The organism is Pseudomonas gingeri, from assembly GCF_013385425.1.
GTDB classification, from domain to species: Bacteria; Pseudomonadota; Gammaproteobacteria; order Pseudomonadales; family Pseudomonadaceae; genus Aquipseudomonas; species Aquipseudomonas gingeri_D.
On record NZ_JACAQA010000002.1, the window covers coordinates 437,776 to 452,626 of the forward strand.

General features: G+C 60.3%; 11 protein-coding genes. 6 read left to right on the plus strand and 5 right to left on the minus strand.

The features are described 5' to 3' along the window. Window positions 1-185 precede the first annotated feature (185 nt). Window positions 186-1,091: a helix-turn-helix transcriptional regulator gene (locus HX830_RS02455; RefSeq protein ID WP_177098859.1), complete on the plus strand. Its 906-nt coding sequence runs from the start codon at window positions 186-188 to the stop codon at window positions 1,089-1,091. A 1-nt stretch (window position 1,092) separates the two neighbouring features. On the opposite strand, the gene rtcA is transcribed toward HX830_RS02455, so the two are convergent. The 4 genes from rtcA to HX830_RS02475 form a co-directional block, all read right to left on the minus strand. After that, window positions 1,093-2,115 (minus strand): RNA 3'-terminal phosphate cyclase, encoded by a 1,023-nt coding sequence (gene rtcA / locus HX830_RS02460; RefSeq protein ID WP_177098860.1) that lies wholly within the window; start codon window positions 2,113-2,115, stop codon window positions 1,093-1,095. 9 nt (window positions 2,116-2,124) lie between these two features. After that, window positions 2,125-2,913 carry a nucleotidyltransferase domain-containing protein gene (locus HX830_RS02465; RefSeq protein WP_177098861.1) on the minus strand — a complete coding sequence of 263 codons (789 nt, stop codon included), beginning with the start codon at window positions 2,911-2,913 and terminating at the stop codon, window positions 2,125-2,127. Between the two features lie 22 nt (window positions 2,914-2,935). Next, on the minus strand, window positions 2,936-4,162 hold the full coding sequence (locus HX830_RS02470; RefSeq protein ID WP_371317466.1) for an RtcB family protein: 1,227 nt from the start codon (window positions 4,160-4,162) through the stop codon (window positions 2,936-2,938). Between the two features lie 388 nt (window positions 4,163-4,550). Next, window positions 4,551-6,095, minus strand: coding sequence for a TROVE domain-containing protein (locus HX830_RS02475; protein ID WP_177098863.1), 1,545 nt, complete (start codon window positions 6,093-6,095; stop codon window positions 4,551-4,553). Between the two features lie 208 nt (window positions 6,096-6,303). Here HX830_RS02475 and rtcR point away from each other — a divergent pair, with 208 nt between their 5' ends. The 5 genes from rtcR to HX830_RS02500 all read left to right on the plus strand — a co-directional run bounded on the left by rtcR (window position 6,304) and on the right by HX830_RS02500 (window position 12,959). Then, window positions 6,304-7,905, plus strand: a complete 1,602-nt coding sequence (gene rtcR / locus HX830_RS02480; RefSeq protein WP_177098900.1) for an RNA repair transcriptional activator RtcR — start codon at window positions 6,304-6,306, stop codon at window positions 7,903-7,905. Between the two features lie 123 nt (window positions 7,906-8,028). Beyond that, window positions 8,029-8,784, plus strand: a complete 756-nt coding sequence (locus tag HX830_RS02485; protein ID WP_177098901.1) for a YkgJ family cysteine cluster protein — start codon at window positions 8,029-8,031, stop codon at window positions 8,782-8,784. A 183-nt stretch (window positions 8,785-8,967) separates the two neighbouring features. Further along, the gene (locus HX830_RS02490; protein ID WP_103495197.1) at window positions 8,968-9,408 is read left to right on the plus strand and encodes a CBS domain-containing protein; all 441 of its coding nucleotides are present in this window, start codon (window positions 8,968-8,970) and stop codon (window positions 9,406-9,408) included. 321 nt (window positions 9,409-9,729) lie between these two features. Beyond that, window positions 9,730-11,421, plus strand: a complete 1,692-nt coding sequence (gene arnT, locus HX830_RS02495) for a lipid IV(A) 4-amino-4-deoxy-L-arabinosyltransferase (protein WP_103495198.1) — start codon at window positions 9,730-9,732, stop codon at window positions 11,419-11,421. After that, window positions 11,418-12,959 (plus strand): ArnT family glycosyltransferase, encoded by a 1,542-nt coding sequence (locus HX830_RS02500; protein WP_103495199.1) that lies wholly within the window; start codon window positions 11,418-11,420, stop codon window positions 12,957-12,959. The genes arnT and HX830_RS02500 overlap by 4 nt, the downstream gene beginning before the upstream one ends. A 44-nt stretch (window positions 12,960-13,003) precedes the next feature. Here the strand turns inward: HX830_RS02500 and ggt are convergent, their stop codons facing one another. Then, window positions 13,004-14,731 (minus strand): gamma-glutamyltransferase, encoded by a 1,728-nt coding sequence (gene ggt, locus HX830_RS02505; protein WP_177098864.1) that lies wholly within the window; start codon window positions 14,729-14,731, stop codon window positions 13,004-13,006. Between the last annotated feature and the right edge of the window lie 120 nt (window positions 14,732-14,851).

Genomic DNA, 14,851 nt, shown 5'->3' on the forward strand with positions numbered 1-14,851 from the left:
CTGTAATGAAAAACCGACAAACCAGAAACAATTAGATACATCAACTCAGAAAAGTTCCGCGCCCCAGAGAAACAAAAGAACCGGCGACGACAAACCAGCACAAGCCAAAATCCACCCGTGGCGTCGCAAAGCCCTCCTTCGCCCCTTAGAATGTCGGCATCCGGTTCAGTTCAAGGACAGTGTCGATGTCGAGTTCCTCCCGTGTGCGCACCTATGGCATGCAGCAACGCAGCGACCGCCCGGACTTCTATATCCGTGACAAACAGGCCCGCCCGGCCATCGTCACCCCGCACCGACATGACTACTTCCAGATCCAGATCAACCTGGGCGGCGACACCGTGCAGCACATCGGCGGCGCCATCCGGCCTTATCCGCGCCAGGCCCTGGCGTTTATCCTGCCCCATCGCCTGCACCTGATCCCGCACCCGGAAGACGGCAACTTTGTCCTGATCAACTTTTCCCAGGTGTTTTTCCTGCCCCACCTGCATTGCGACCCGTTGGATCTGGAGGACCTCTCCATCCATGACCTGCCGGAGCTATCACCGTTCCAGCATCAGGAGCACCTGGATTTTATCCTCGCCGACCATGACTTCGCCGAAGTCCTGCTCCTGCTGGAAAAGATGCGCGAGCTGGATCAGGGTCGCGATCTTGGCACCCGCCAGGCGCTCAAGGGCTGCCTGCTGCAACTGACCGGCAAGATCTGCAGCCTGTATGCAGACGAGTTGCAGGCCCTGTCGGCGAACAAGGCGGCACGACGCGGCCGACGGGATGCACTGGCGCGGGTCTCGAGTTATCTGCGCGAGCATATCGCCGACCCGGCGCTGAACCTCAAGGACACCGCCGAGGCGGCCTTTCTGTCGCCCAACTACCTGACCCACTTGCTGCGCAAGGAAACCGGCAGCACCTTCTCGGAGCTGGTCCTGGAACGCCGCATGCGCCTGGCACGCACGCACCTGCTCAACAGCGAAAAGCCGGTGAGCCAGATTGCGCAACTGTGTGGTTTTGCCGACGAGGCCTACTTTTCACGCCGTTTCAAGGCCACCCAGGGCCTGCCACCGGGGCAGTTTCGGCGCCGGCGGCAAGAATCCTGAATCAGGCGCGACACTCGACGTGCAACACCCCGTCCGCCGCTGTCGTACAGGTAATCCTCAGCGGCAGAAAACTCTCGATCACGCGAATATTGCTGTGCAGATGCTCGGTCATGCCGGGCGTAGTGAAACGCCCGCCACCGGCCAGGGCCATGGGCAACAGCAACTGATCGGCCAGGTGTTCGCCTACCGCGGCGCTGCTGTTCAACCAGCGTCTGGCAGACTCAACCGCTTCGTCCGCCACGGCCTCGGCCCGCAAGCGGGCTTGCCCGAATGCGCTGAACACCTCGGTCACCTGCTCACAGCGGTATTCCAGCAACAGCGCGTTGCCGGGACCTTCAGCCGGATCGATCAGCACTGTACGACTCGATTCACCCGGAAAGTCCAGGCGACTGCCAACCCTGGCCAACTCGCGCTCGGCCACGGATTCGGCAACCCCGCTGAGTAATACGCAGGCTTCGCGTGCAAGCACAACCCCGCGCTCATTCAGCTGCAAAGCCTTCAACGACGAAGGCTGGATAAAGGCCTCCAGTTCGCCGCCGCCAGCTGGCACAAAACCGTGGCGCGAGAGCTGCAGCTCGACCTTCGCCTCCATCCGCCGCAACAGAGGCAACCAGGCACGCTCGAGAAACTCGAACGGCGGCGCCAATGGATTATGAGTGCCGCCCGTAATAACCACACGACTCGGCGCGGGTGCCTGCAATAACGCAGGCAACAGGGTTTGCAGCACCAACGTGCAGCTCCCTGCCGTACCGATAGCGAAGCGAAAATCCCCACCACGAATCGGACCCGGCTCGAAATACAGGCTTTGCGAACCGAGTTGCGCGCCCTCCACCTTCGCCCCACACACCTCGGCGGATGCCAGCACCGCCGCCAGGTGTTGGCGCATCAAACCGGGACGGCTGCGCTTTGCCCGAATATTGCCGATCCGCAGCGCCCGCCCCGTCACCATCGACAGACTCAGCCCGCTACGCAATACCTGCCCGCCTCCCATGACGCCATCCAGGTCAATCACATCCCTTTCCATATCCTTCCTTCATGCATAGCTGTAAACCATTTCCCTCAGGTAGCGATCCAGCCGTTGACTGTCTTCAGTGGTACGCGGCAATACCGGTACCGGACGCTCCAATTGTGTTTCGATAAACCCGTGCAGCGCCGGACGCCGAGGGCCGTAGGCGGATTCATCCGCACTGCGCTTAAGCCGCAGTAACTCGTCAACTTCCTCCAGCAACAGCGGATCGTCGACGGTCTTGAGCAGGGCATCGAACGTCATGGGCGGGCGACCCAATCCCATGTCGATCCAGCGCACCGCCAACAAAGGTCGCAGCACGTAGAAATATTTCTTGAAACGCACTGTCTCGCCTTGCAAGTAGCCGCGGAAGTTTTTCCTGGCCATCGACAGGTAGTGATTGCGCGCGGCTGGCGGGCTATAGAACGCTTCAGCCAGTTCACGCAACGATCGGGTCGCGACCTCTTCGCTGTGATACACCAAGGGCGAGTCGAGCCATTCGAGCAAGGTCGGGTTGGACTTGCGCAACAACCCGAGGGTCTTGCGCAGCTCCCAGCCGCTGATATCCAGCTCGTCGTCCAAAGGCCGCTCGATCACATCCCGAGCCTCACTGACCTGGATGAACCAGTCCGGTTTTTCCACATAGACAAACCGCACATCGTAATCACTGTCCGTCGACGAAAAGCCCCAGGCGCGGCTGCCGGACTCGCAGGCATACAGCACCTTGACGTTGCGCTCGCGCTCTATCCGCGCAAGCTCCTCCAGCACCCGGGCGCGCATGGCGCTATCCAGCGGGTGACGTTCTGCATGTTCCATCTTTATTTCCTTTCAATCCGCTCTATCCCTTTACACACACCACCTGCCGCAAGGTGTGCAGCACTTCCACCAACTCGCGCTGGGCGTGCATGACCTGGTCAATGTCCTTGTAGGCCATCGGAATCTCATCGATCACCGCCGCGTCCTTGCGGCACTCCACGTGGGCCGTTGCCCGGATCTGGTCCTCGACAGTGAACAGTTGCTTGGCCCGGGTACGGCTCATCGTCCGTCCGGCGCCATGGCTGCAGGAGCAAAACGACTCTTCGTTGCCCAGCCCGCGCACAATGAAGCTCTTGGCCCCCATGGAACCTGGAATGATCCCCAGTTCGCCCTTCTTCGCCGACACCGCCCCCTTGCGGGTCACCAGAACCTCTTCACCGAAGTGCCGCTCCTTCTGCACATAGTTGTGATGGCAGTTCACCGCCTCCAGCGCTACATCAAAGGGCTTGCTGATCACCTGGCGTGTCGCCGCGATCACTGCCTGCATCATCAGCGCACGGTTCTGCCGGGCGAAATCCTGGGCCCAGCCGACGGCTTCGACATAATCGTCGAAATGCTGGCTGCCCTCTTCAAAGTACGCCAGGTCCCGATCCGGCAGGTTGGCGATATGCTCGCGCATATCGGCCCGGGCCATCTCGATGAACAAGTTGCCGATGGCGTTGCCGACGCCACGCGAACCGCTGTGCAACATGAACCAGACGCGGTTCGCCTCATCCAGACAGACTTCGATGAAGTGATTGCCTGAACCCAGCGTCCCCAAGTGGCTGCGGTTATTGCTCTTCGCAAGCTTGGGATACTTGTCGGTGATCGCCTTGAACCGCGACTCCAGCGCCGACCACGCCAGATCAGCCGCGCTCGGAACATGATCCCAGGCGCCCTTATCTCGACCGCCGCGAGTACCGCTACGCCCATGGGGCACTGCCCGCTCGATGGCCGTGCGCAAACCATGCAGGTTGTCCGGCAGATCACTGGCGGTCAGCGAGGTGCAGGCGGCAATCATGCCGCAGCCAATATCAACGCCGACCGCCGCCGGGATAATCGCGCCCATTGTGGGAATCACACTGCCAATGGTCGAGCCCTTGCCCAGGTGCACGTCCGGCATCACCGCCATATGTTTGAAGATGAACGGCATCTTTGCCGTATTCATCAGTTGCTCACGGGCCTCTGGCTCGACCGGGACGCCCTGGGTCCAGAGTTTGATCGGCTTGCCGTTGGCGACTTCGAGCAAGGTGTAGGTCTGGTCTTGCATATTCTTCATTTCCTGATGGCCAAAACACTGGCCTTGTCCTGGGTTAACGGCGACAACAAAGGGGTGAAACAGGCACCGCGCTCTGACCACTGAGCTATTACCTTGCGGCAAGCGGGAATCGAACCCACCACCACGGCGTACTGTAGTTCCACCGGCATTCGCCGGAGTAAAACCATCAATCAAAGCGGTACGACAAGAAGAAGTGACTGATCCGTGTTTCCACGGGCCGGACTTGAGCCGGCATTCAGATGTACAGCCACGGGCATTCGTACCTTCGTTACAACTGACAAGGGTGTGGTGAGACATCTTCGATGTAGTCCCACCGGCATTCAGTTGCCACGAAATTCAGCATCGTTGCATCCACACCTTTCGGGCGGATGCGTCTTTGTCATATCGACATGGCGTCAATCACCTTCACCCAGTGCCGCGCCCCGTAGGAGCCCTCGGTGAACTGGCTGATGACATCGAACACCGCGTCACTGAAACCGCCGACATTCAAGATGTCTGGCCGGTCCGGTGCCTGGGTGGTCACACCGGGCTGCATGTCGATACAGATCAACTGCGCATTCGGATTTACCTGGCGGATACGCTCCCATTGCCGCATCGTTTCCGTAGCGCCATAACGTCGTTCATCCATCCAGGACTCGTTATCCGACACCAGAATCAAGGTGTCCACCCAGGCCCTTTCATCAGCCAACTGCGCCAGCGGTGCCGAGCAACAGGTGCCCCCGCCACCGATGGCGGCGAGCTTCTGGGCATTGCTCATCACACTGTCCCGTGGATTGAGCCGCACCTTCACCACCTCGTTCTCGAACGGCATCACCCTCGCCTCCGGTGTCTTGCGCAATATGGCCGCCGCGATCAGTGCCGCCACATCGATGCAACGCACAGCCGTGGTCGCCCCCTGGCGACAGCCGGTGACCGGGTTGTGCATCGAACCCGAGACATCCGGGCAGATCACCACCGAGCCCCGCAACACCGGGACATTGCCCAGGGACAGCTCCAACGCATCCTGCAATGCCTCACGGATCACCTGCGGCACTTCGGCGCCGGTCATCTGGTAGGCCGCGAGCAACTGGTATGGATAAACCCTCGCCTTGGCCACGGCCTCCGGGTCCGCCAGTCGCGCCGCAACAGCTGTGGCACAACCCTGGACCTCAAAGGCACCGTGGCGAGCCAATGTGTTCAGGTTCATCCGCAAAGCCTGCCAGCCCATGCTCATGGCCAGCGCAGCCCACTGGTGCTTCAGCGTCTCGTTGCCAAGCAACTGGAACGGCACCTGAGGCAGTTGCCGGGTCGCACCGCCGCGAAACTCCAGCAGCGAGCGAGTCAACGGTGGCAAGGTGTCGATTGCCACGGGCTTGCCGAGGACCCAGGCAAAGAATGCTCCACGCCAGGCTTCACTTGGCTTGGGATGAACCATCTTGAGCACATCCGCCAGCGAGGGCTGATTACCCACTGATGCTTGCAGTAACTGCTGCTCGCTGGCCGTGTTCAGCCACTCCTGTACCAATCGCTTGGGCTGCGAGCCCAGCGACTTGCGCCCGGTGACACCGCTGCGCAGGATCTGTACGAAATTGCGCAACATTTTGCCGCTGTCCACCACCTGTGCGAACACCACCGGCAGCATTGTCGAGTGTTGAGCTGCCAGGGCCGCCAGGAGCAACGCCGGCATGTCTTTCATGTGCCCTTTCTGGCGGGCATAAATCGCTGCCTTGGCGACAAAAACGCTATCAAGTTCGCTCACCCGCTTCAGGACTTCGTCCAGTTGGCTTTCCGCGCTGGCATAGAAGGTTGAGTTCAGGCAACCGGTGACGGCCAACTGTGCCAGGGCATGGCGAGCGGTGTAGGCATACGCCGGGGCCTGGGAAGCATTCAGTGTGTCGCACGCTGCCGGCATGGCACGAGCCTGAAACAGTTGGGTATTGGCCATCTTGGCATCTCGCTCTGCTGTCTTGTTTGTTGCCAGAGGTATTGCAGACGCTGTGCCAGTTTTTTATTTCCGCCAAAAATAATTATAAATATATGATTTATAAGTAATTTTTTATACCTCTATCAAAAACAGTTTTTTGAACCAGACAAAAAATCCTTTTTTATTTATTATTTTATATCGTCATTTATCCTGAAAGATAAACATGCCCATCAAGCGTACGGTCACCATCGGTTTTATCGGCTCCACTCTCGATCGCGTCGGCAAAGGCGCCAACCGCTGGGGTCACTGGCGACCGAGTGTGGGCTTGTGCCAGCAGCCTGACTTGCTGGTGCACCGCTTCGAACTGATCCACGGCACCGACGCCCGGGATGTAAGCCTGGCTGAACGGGTCAGCCACGACATTCGCCAGGTATCGCCGGAAACCGAAGTGCGCCTGCACCCCATGACCTTGCGCAATCCCTGGGATTTCGAAGAGGTGTACGCAACGCTGCATGACTTCACCACCGACTACCATTTCGATACCGAGCATGAGGAGTACCTCGTGCATATCACTACCGGTACCCACGTGGCGCAGATCTGCTGGTTCCTGCTCACCGAAGCGCGCTATCTGCCGGCGCGGCTGATCCAGACCTCCCCCGCCCGACGCCTGGATGAAGAAGCACGGGTCACCGGCACTCACGCACTGATCGACCTGGACCTGTCGCGTTATGACCGGATCGCCACACGCTTTACCCACAAGCGTCTTGAGGGACTGGCATTTCTGAAGTCCGGGATTGCCACACGCAATGCCGACTTCAATCGCACTATCGAGCAGATCGAGCGCGTAGCCGTACGCTCACGTGCACCGATGCTACTGATCGGGCCGACCGGCGCGGGCAAGTCCTTTCTCGCCCGGCGCATCTATGAACTCAAGCGCAGCCGGCACCAGGTTCAGGGGCGGTTTGTCGAGGTCAACTGCGCCACCCTGCGCGGCGACGGTGCCATGTCGGCGTTGTTCGGCCATATCAAGGGCGCATTCACCGGCGCGCAAAACAGTCGCGAAGGCCTATTACGGGCGGCCGACACCGGCCTGTTGTTCCTGGACGAGATCGGCGAGCTGGGCCTGGACGAGCAGGCGATGCTGCTCAAGGCCGTCGAGGAAAAGCGCTTCTTCCCCCTCGGTTCCGACAAGGAAGTCGAAAGCAACTTCCTGATCATCGCCGGCACCCACCGGGATCTGCGCAGTCGTGTAGCCGAAGGCCTGTTTCGCGAAGACTTGTACGCCCGAATCAACCTGTGGACCTTCGACCTGCCAGGCCTCGCGGGCAGACGCGAAGACATCGAGCCGAATCTGGACTTCGAACTGGAGCGCCACGCTCGGGAACAGGGCCATCTGGCGCGCTTCAACGCAGAAGCACGGCGTCGCTATCTGACATTCGCCAGTTCCAGAGAAGCGAGCTGGCTCGGCAACTTCCGAGAGTTATCGGCGTCGATCACCAGAATGGCCACCCTGGCAGACAGCGGTCGCATTGATGAAATCCAGGTCGAGGAGGAAATAGAACGCCTGCGCCGGGCCTGGGGCCTGGCTGAACCGCAAGACGCCCTGGATCAGCTATTTGGCGAAAACACCCCGGAAGTCGATCTGTTTGATCGCTTGCAGCTCAATGCCGTGATTGACGTGTGTCGCAGAGCCAGCAGCCTGTCGGATGCCGGCCGTCAACTATTCAACGCCTCCCGCCAGAACAAGGCCAATCCTAACGACGCCGACCGACTGCGCAAATACCTGGCGCGATTTGACCTGGACTGGAAGCAACTGAATCCCAACCACTGAGTTTATTTTTCCAACTCTGTAACAAAAAGCTACTCGCTTCCCTCCACAGATCAAACTCCGTGCAACCACGGGGGCCGGCGCTTGCGCGTCGGTTCAAAAAGAGCTGGGTGAGGTGGCGAGTTGATCAACACACGATTTTCCTGCGTGGGCTGCGGCAAATGCTGCAATGACCATTACGTCCCGTTGACGCTCGAGGAGTCCCGACAATGGGCGGCGGACGGCGGCACGGTGATCGTGCTGGTAGAAGCGTTCCTGGAAAACGGCCTCGGGGTGGCCGAAGCACAATTCGAACACGCCCGGCGCCGTTCGATCCTGGTTCCCAGCGGAACAACCCAGGCCTGGCTGGCCGTCACGTTCGCCGCCTACAACAACGGGCCGTGCCGCAATCTCGATGCCGACAACCGCTGCGGTATCTACGAGCGGCGCCCGCTGGTCTGCCGCATCTATCCGGCGGAGATCAATCCGCATATCCCGTTGCGCACAGACCGCAAGGACTGTCCGCCCGAATCCTGGGAGCAAGGCCCGGACCTGATCGTCGGTGGGCAACTGGTCGACCAGGAACTGGCCGAACTGATCGAGCGCTCGCGCCAGGCCGACCGTGAGGATATCGGCGCCAAAGCAGCCATCTGTGCCCGCCTCGGTATCAGCACGACCGCCCTCAAGGGCAACGGCTTCGCTACCTACCTGCCCGACATGCAGGCGTTCATGGCAGCCATCGACGAGACTCGCGGGGAGCGGACGCTCAGTTCCACTGGACAGCACTGGGCTTTTCATCTGGCCGATGAAAACAGCACCCGGGCACTGCTCGCCCATGGCGCGGCAGTCACTCAATCGGGTACAGGACACTACCGCTTTATTCCCTTGCGATCGGCCGATTAAGGCGCTTGACTCAGTGAACGGCGGTCATCTGCGGCAAAAAATCGGGCAATGACGTTTTTTCAGCGTCTACAGGCCGCTTTCCGCATCGTCTTCGCGGTATCCGTCTACGATTCTGTAAGAGCGCCACGATGGAGTGTGGCCCTCCCAAACAAGAACACTAAGAACAGCAAGAGAGAGCCGTCCATGAAAACCGTCGCAGAGCTGTTGAAACTCAAGGGTAGCCAGCATCAGGGCGTGCATACCATCGCCCACGACCATACTGTGTTCGAAGCCTTGATACTGATGGCCTCGAAAAATGTCGGCGCCCTTCCGGTACTCGAAAACGGCCAGGTCGTGGGCATCATCAGTGAACGTGACTACGCCCGCAAAGTGATCCTGCACGGGCTCAGTTCGGTCACCACCAAGGTCCACGAGATCATGAATGCCCCAGTGATCAGCGTGGATTCACGCCAGAACGTGGAAACCTGCATGAGCATCATGACCGACAAGCATCTGCGCCATCTTCCGGTGGTCGAGGACGGGCAACTGATCGGCCTGCTGTCCATCGGTGACCTGGTGAAAGAGGCCATTGCCGAACAGGCCGACCTGATCCGCCAACTGGAACAATATATTCGCGGCGAGTAAGGCCAGCCCCGGCCCCTGGAATGGCTCACGGCAGGAGCGACGCCACTCGCTCCTGCCACCTCAATGATCGCCCAATAAAGTATGTCAAAATGTTTATGAAACCCCGCTAATACGGGGCTTCCAGCGATATTTCCGATTTTTTCACAACGCTTTCACTTCACTCCCACCTGCGCCTCTCTACATTCCCCCCCCTGCCCACACGCGGCCTTGTCTATCCTTTACAGTTTTAAACATCGAAACCCTGGATCGGGCCATCAAGTCCATGCATTGTGCCTGCCCCGCTCAAACCCTAGCTGCGGCGCTTACCGCTAAGGTCGACCCATGAACCCTCACGTGTTTCCACTTTCCGCCGCGACGCTCAGGCGCTGGTCCGTGCCGGTGCTGCTGCTGGCCTTCGCGGTGTTCTACCTGTTGCCCATGATGGGCCACGGCCTGTGGATCCCCGACGAACCACGCTACGCCCAGATCAGCCAGGAGATGTTGTTAAGCGGCAACTGGACCTCCCCGCATTTCATGGGCCTGCGCTACTTCGAAAAACCCATTGCCGGCTACTGGATGATCGCCATCGGCCAGGCCATATTTGGCCAGAATTTTTTCGGCGTTCGCGTGGCATCAGCCGTGGCCACCGGCCTCAGCGTACTCTTGACGTACCTGATCGCCCGGCGCCTGTGGAACGACCCGCGCAAGAGCTTCGCCTCGGCCCTGCTGTTCATGAGCTTCGGCCTGATCGCCGGGCAAGCCAGCTACGCCAACCTCGACCCGCAATTCACCCTGTGGTCGAACCTGAGCCTGTTCGCGTTCTGGTTCGCGGTCGACAGCAAGGAACAACGCCAGCGCCTGTACGCCTGGGCCGGCCTGGGCCTGGCCTGCGGCATGGGTTTCCTGACCAAGGGTTTCCTCGCCCTGCTGCTGCCGGTACTGATCGCCCTGCCCTATATGGTCTGGCAACGCCGCCTCGGTGAGCTGCTGCGTTATGGCCCGCTGGCCGTGATCGTGGCGGTGATCATCGCGCTGCCCTGGGTGCTGGCGGTCAATGCCCAGGAACCCGACTACTGGAATTTCTTCTTCTGGCACGAACATATCCAGCGTTTCGCCGGCGACAACGCCCAGCACGCCCGGCCCTGGTGGTTCTACCTGCCGCTGCTGGTGGCATCTTGCCTGCCGTGGTCGGTGCTGCTGATACCGACGTTCAAACAGGCCTGGGAGCAAAAGCGCCTGCCCGGTACCGGCTTCCTGTGGCTGTGGTTCCTCTTGCCCCTGGCCTTTTTCAGCCTGAGCCGAGGCAAACTGCCGACCTACATCATGCCGTGCCTGTTGCCGCTGGCGCTGATGATGGGCAATGCGCTGATCGATCGGGTGACCCGCGCCGAAGGCCGGATGCTGCGGCTCAATGGCTGGCTCAACCTGGTCCTCGGCGTGGCGGCCATGGTCGCCCTGATCTACCTGCAAACCAGCCGTTCGATCTACGCCAACAGCCATGCGGAAGTCTTCAATCTCTCGCTGGTGTTCATCATGTTGATGGGCTGGATCATCGCCAACGCCCTGCAAGCGCTACGTCCGCTCACCCTTTGGGCCATGCCGGCGCTGGGGATCGGCTTGCTGGTGGCGCTGCTGCCGGCGGGCATGCCGGCCAGCATCGTCAACAGCCAGATGCCGGACCAATTTATTGCAGAACATGTCAATGAATTGCGCCAGACCAACCGTCTGCTGAGCAATGAGCTGGGCGCCGCCTCCTCCCTGGCCTGGCGCCTGCAACGCCCGCGGGTGGATTTGTTCAACACAGCGGGTGAATTGAAGTACGGTCTCGACTATCCTGATGCCGCCGAGCGGCAGGTCAACTCCGCCAACGTCGAACAATGGATGACTGAAGCCCGTAAACAGGGTTCGGTCGGTGTAGTGCTACGCGTCAAGAGCGTAGACGAAATGCGCGAAGTCGAGCAGCTCCCACTGGACGGCAAGCGTTATCAGAAGGGTAATACCATCATCATGATCTTCCCGCAGACCCAACCATGAATCAGAGTTTCTGGAAAACTGACAAAGGCGCACTGACGCTTCTGCTTATCGTATCGGCCGTCCTGCTGCTGGTGGGCCTGGGCCAACGCGAGTTGTGGGGCGCGGAAACGCGCTGGGCCAACATCGCCCTGCAGATGCTGCAGTCGGGCAACTACTTCGACCCCTACCTCAAGGGCTCGCCTTATTACGACAAACCGCTGCCGTCCTACTGGCTGATCACCGCCAGCGCCGGCCTGATGGGCGGCCTGGGCAATTGGTCGCTGCGCCTGTCGTCGGTGATTGCCGCCTGGCTGACGGTCTGGCTGGTCTACCTGATCGGCGAGCGCCTGTGGCGCAAGGGCACCGGCCTGATCGCCGGCTGGATGCTGGCGACCACCTTCTATTTCGTGTTCTGGGCACGGGTGGCAACCGCCGATATCCTCACGGTGTTCGGTGTGGTCGCGGCCATCTGGTGGTACTGGCGCGGGCCGGACGATACCCGGCTGGGCCGCTACACGGTGTTTTTCCTGATCCTCGCCCTGACTTCCCTGCTCAAGGGGCTGATCGGTTTCATCCTGCCGGGCCTGATCCTGCTGCCCCACGTACTGGCTGACGGGCGCTGGAAACGCCACCTCAACCCACGGCTGTTCGTCGCCCTGGCGATTGCCGGCGCGCTGTACGCCATTCCTTTCGTGCTGTCGCATTTCTATGGCTCGCCGACCTATGGCGAAAGCGGCCTGGCGCTGGTGTTCAAGGAAAACGTGGTCCGTTTCTTCAATCCCTTCGACCATATGGGGCCGATCTACACCTACCTGATCTACCTGCCGGCCTACACCCTGCCCTGGGCACCGTTCTGGATCCTCGGCCTGTGGGTCGCCATCCGCCAATGGAAGAAGATCGAGCCCAACACCCGCTGGCTGGTCTGGGGACTGGGGCTGCTGTTCCTGTTCTTCACCCTCAGCGGCAGTCGTCGTAGCTACTACGTGCTGCCCCTGGTGCCATTCGCCCAGTTGCTGGCGGCCTGGTGGGTGACCCGACGCCTGGAAGAGAAGCGTGCGGCCGGCAAGGTAGCGGGCCCGGGCTGGTCGAAAGGCTTCGCGGCGGCGGCGCTGCTCCTGCTGCTGGTGATCGGCGTGCTCTACCCGTGGACCAACAGCGGCGGCGGCGTGACCAAGTTCGCCGACGACGTGCGCGCCAAGGCCAGCCAGCAAATGCCTTGGGACGAATGGAAAATCGTCATGATCGAGGTGGACAACAAGCTGCCGATGTACATGAACAACCAGGGCGCACCGTTCTACTACATCAAGGATTCCCAGGACTACCCACGTACCGGCGACAGCGCTGCGTTCATGGCCTGGCTGGAGAAAACCAGCGGTCAGCGCTGGGATCCGTCACGTACCCTGATCGTCACCAGCTACAGCAAGCACGACGAGGTGCCGTTGAGCTACCTCTCAGCTGACCATGATGTGGTCAACACCGAGCTCACCAATGGTGCGCGACTGGCCAAGAAGAAAGAGAGTGGCAGCGTGGCTTATATCCCCAAGGCCAAAGGCCTCTAGCCAATAGACAAGGGCACCGAAAGGTGCCCTTGTTCATTTCAGCCTCAATAACCCAACGACAGCCCCGTATTACGACGCGGATCATTCGCGCCGTAGAAGCGGTTGTTGCCTACCGGCTTGCCATCGAGGGACGGAGCGCCGACCAGGATCGCCGCCAGGTGATTCGACGGCTGAGGACCGGCAAACTTGTGACCCCAGCCTTCAAGAATCTTCTGAGTGTCCGGGCTCAAGGCAAAGGCCTCGATGTTGGTCTCCTCCGGCAGCCATTGCTGGTGGAAACGCGGCGCGTCCACCGCTTCCTGGATGTTCATCTTGTAGTCGATGACATTGAGGATGGTCAGCAAGGTCGCGGTGATAATCCGACTGCCGCCAGGCGTCCCCACCACCATGACCGTCTTGCCGTCCTTGGTGACAATGGTCGGACTCATTGATGACAACGGTGTCTTGCCCGGGGCAATGGCATTGGCCTCACCCTGCACCAGGCCGTACATGTTCGGCACACCGACCTTGGAGGTGAAGTCGTCCATCTCGTCATTGAGGATGACCCCGGTCTTGCTTGCCATGACGCCAGCACCGAACCAGTCGTTGAGGGTGTAGGTCACCGATACCGCGTTGCCCCATTTGTCGACGATCGAGTAATGGGTGGTGTTGTTGCCCTCATGAGGTGCCACGCCAGGGTTGATGTCCTTGGAGATCCCGGCCTTCTGCGGTTCGATGGCCGCCCGCAGCTTCTCGGCGTAACCCTTGTCCAACAGGTGCGCTACAGGGTTCTTGATGAAATCGGGATCACCCAGGTAGCTGTTGCGGTCGACGTAGGCGTGCCGCATGGCTTCGATCTGATAGTGCACGCCCTGGGCCGAGTGATAACCCAGGTCCGCCATCGGATAGCCTTCGAGGATGTTCATGATCTCGCAGATCACCACACCACCCGAGCTCGGCGGCGGCGCCGAAACGACGTGGTAGCCACGGTAGTCGCACTCGATGGGGGCCAGCTCGCGGGTCTTGTATTTGTCGAGGTCGGCCTGGGTGATGATGCCCTTGCCGGCCTTGCTCGAATCGACGATGGCCTTGCCGACCCAGCCCTTGTAGAAGCCGTCGGTGCCCTTGGCGGAGATTTCCCTGAGGGTCTTGGCCAGGTCTTTCTGCACCAGCTTCTGGCCGACCTGCATCGGCTCACCCTTGTTCAGGAAGATCGAACCCGAATCATGAATGTCTTTCTTGAACTCGTCGGTGGCGGTGTGCAGCAGGTCGATATCGCCCTGCTCCAGCACAAAGCCTTCGTCGGCCAGCTTGATGGCCGGAGCCATGACCTGAGCGCGTTTTTTCGTACCGTACTTTTCCAGCGCCAGTTCCATGCCCGAGACGGTACCCGGTACGCCGACCGCCAGATGGCCTTTCGAACTCAGGTTGGGGACGACGTTGCCGTCCTTGTCCAGGTACATGTTGGCCGTGGCGGCCAGGGGCGCTTTTTCGCGGAAATCGAGAAAGGTCTTGCGACCGTCGGCCAGTTGCACGGTCATGAAGCCGCCACCGCCGAGGTTGCCGGCGGCCGGGTAGACCACCGCCAGCGCATAAGCGACGGCGACCGCCGCATCGACCGCGTTGCCGCCGGACTTGAGCACGTCGACCCCGACATGGGTAGCCAGGTGCTGCGCCGTGACGACCATGCCATTTTCGCCCGCAACCGGGGCCTGGGAAGCAGCATGAACAGGGGAAATAGCCAGAATCAACGCCGTCGCCAGGAGCGAACGCGCAAGGGGTTCAAACTTCATAAGCCGACTCTCTTGTTTTTATTTGCGGGGAACAACGCAGACTCCTGCCTGCGCAGGCCTTTACCAAGGTAGGCGCTCCAGCGGTATTTACCTAGTACCAATGCGCAACTTTTTACGGGT

Excerpts from the sequence above, each read along its gene's own strand:
- HX830_RS02455 (WP_177098859.1), top strand. The coding sequence starts at position 186 with ATGTCGAGTTCCTCCCGTGTGCGCACCTATGGCATGCAGCAACGCAGC.
- rtcA (WP_177098860.1), bottom strand. The coding sequence starts at position 2,115 with ATGGAAAGGGATGTGATTGACCTGGATGGCGTCATGGGAGGCGGGCAG.
- HX830_RS02465 (WP_177098861.1), bottom strand. The coding sequence starts at position 2,913 with ATGGAACATGCAGAACGTCACCCGCTGGATAGCGCCATGCGCGCCCGG.
- HX830_RS02470 (WP_371317466.1), bottom strand. The coding sequence starts at position 4,162 with ATGCAAGACCAGACCTACACCTTGCTCGAAGTCGCCAACGGCAAGCCG.
- HX830_RS02475 (WP_177098863.1), bottom strand. The coding sequence starts at position 6,095 with ATGGCCAATACCCAACTGTTTCAGGCTCGTGCCATGCCGGCAGCGTGC.
- HX830_RS02490 (WP_103495197.1), top strand. The coding sequence starts at position 8,968 with ATGAAAACCGTCGCAGAGCTGTTGAAACTCAAGGGTAGCCAGCATCAG.
- arnT (WP_103495198.1), top strand. The coding sequence starts at position 9,730 with ATGAACCCTCACGTGTTTCCACTTTCCGCCGCGACGCTCAGGCGCTGG.
- HX830_RS02500 (WP_103495199.1), top strand. The coding sequence starts at position 11,418 with ATGAATCAGAGTTTCTGGAAAACTGACAAAGGCGCACTGACGCTTCTG.
- ggt (WP_177098864.1), bottom strand. The coding sequence starts at position 14,731 with ATGAAGTTTGAACCCCTTGCGCGTTCGCTCCTGGCGACGGCGTTGATT.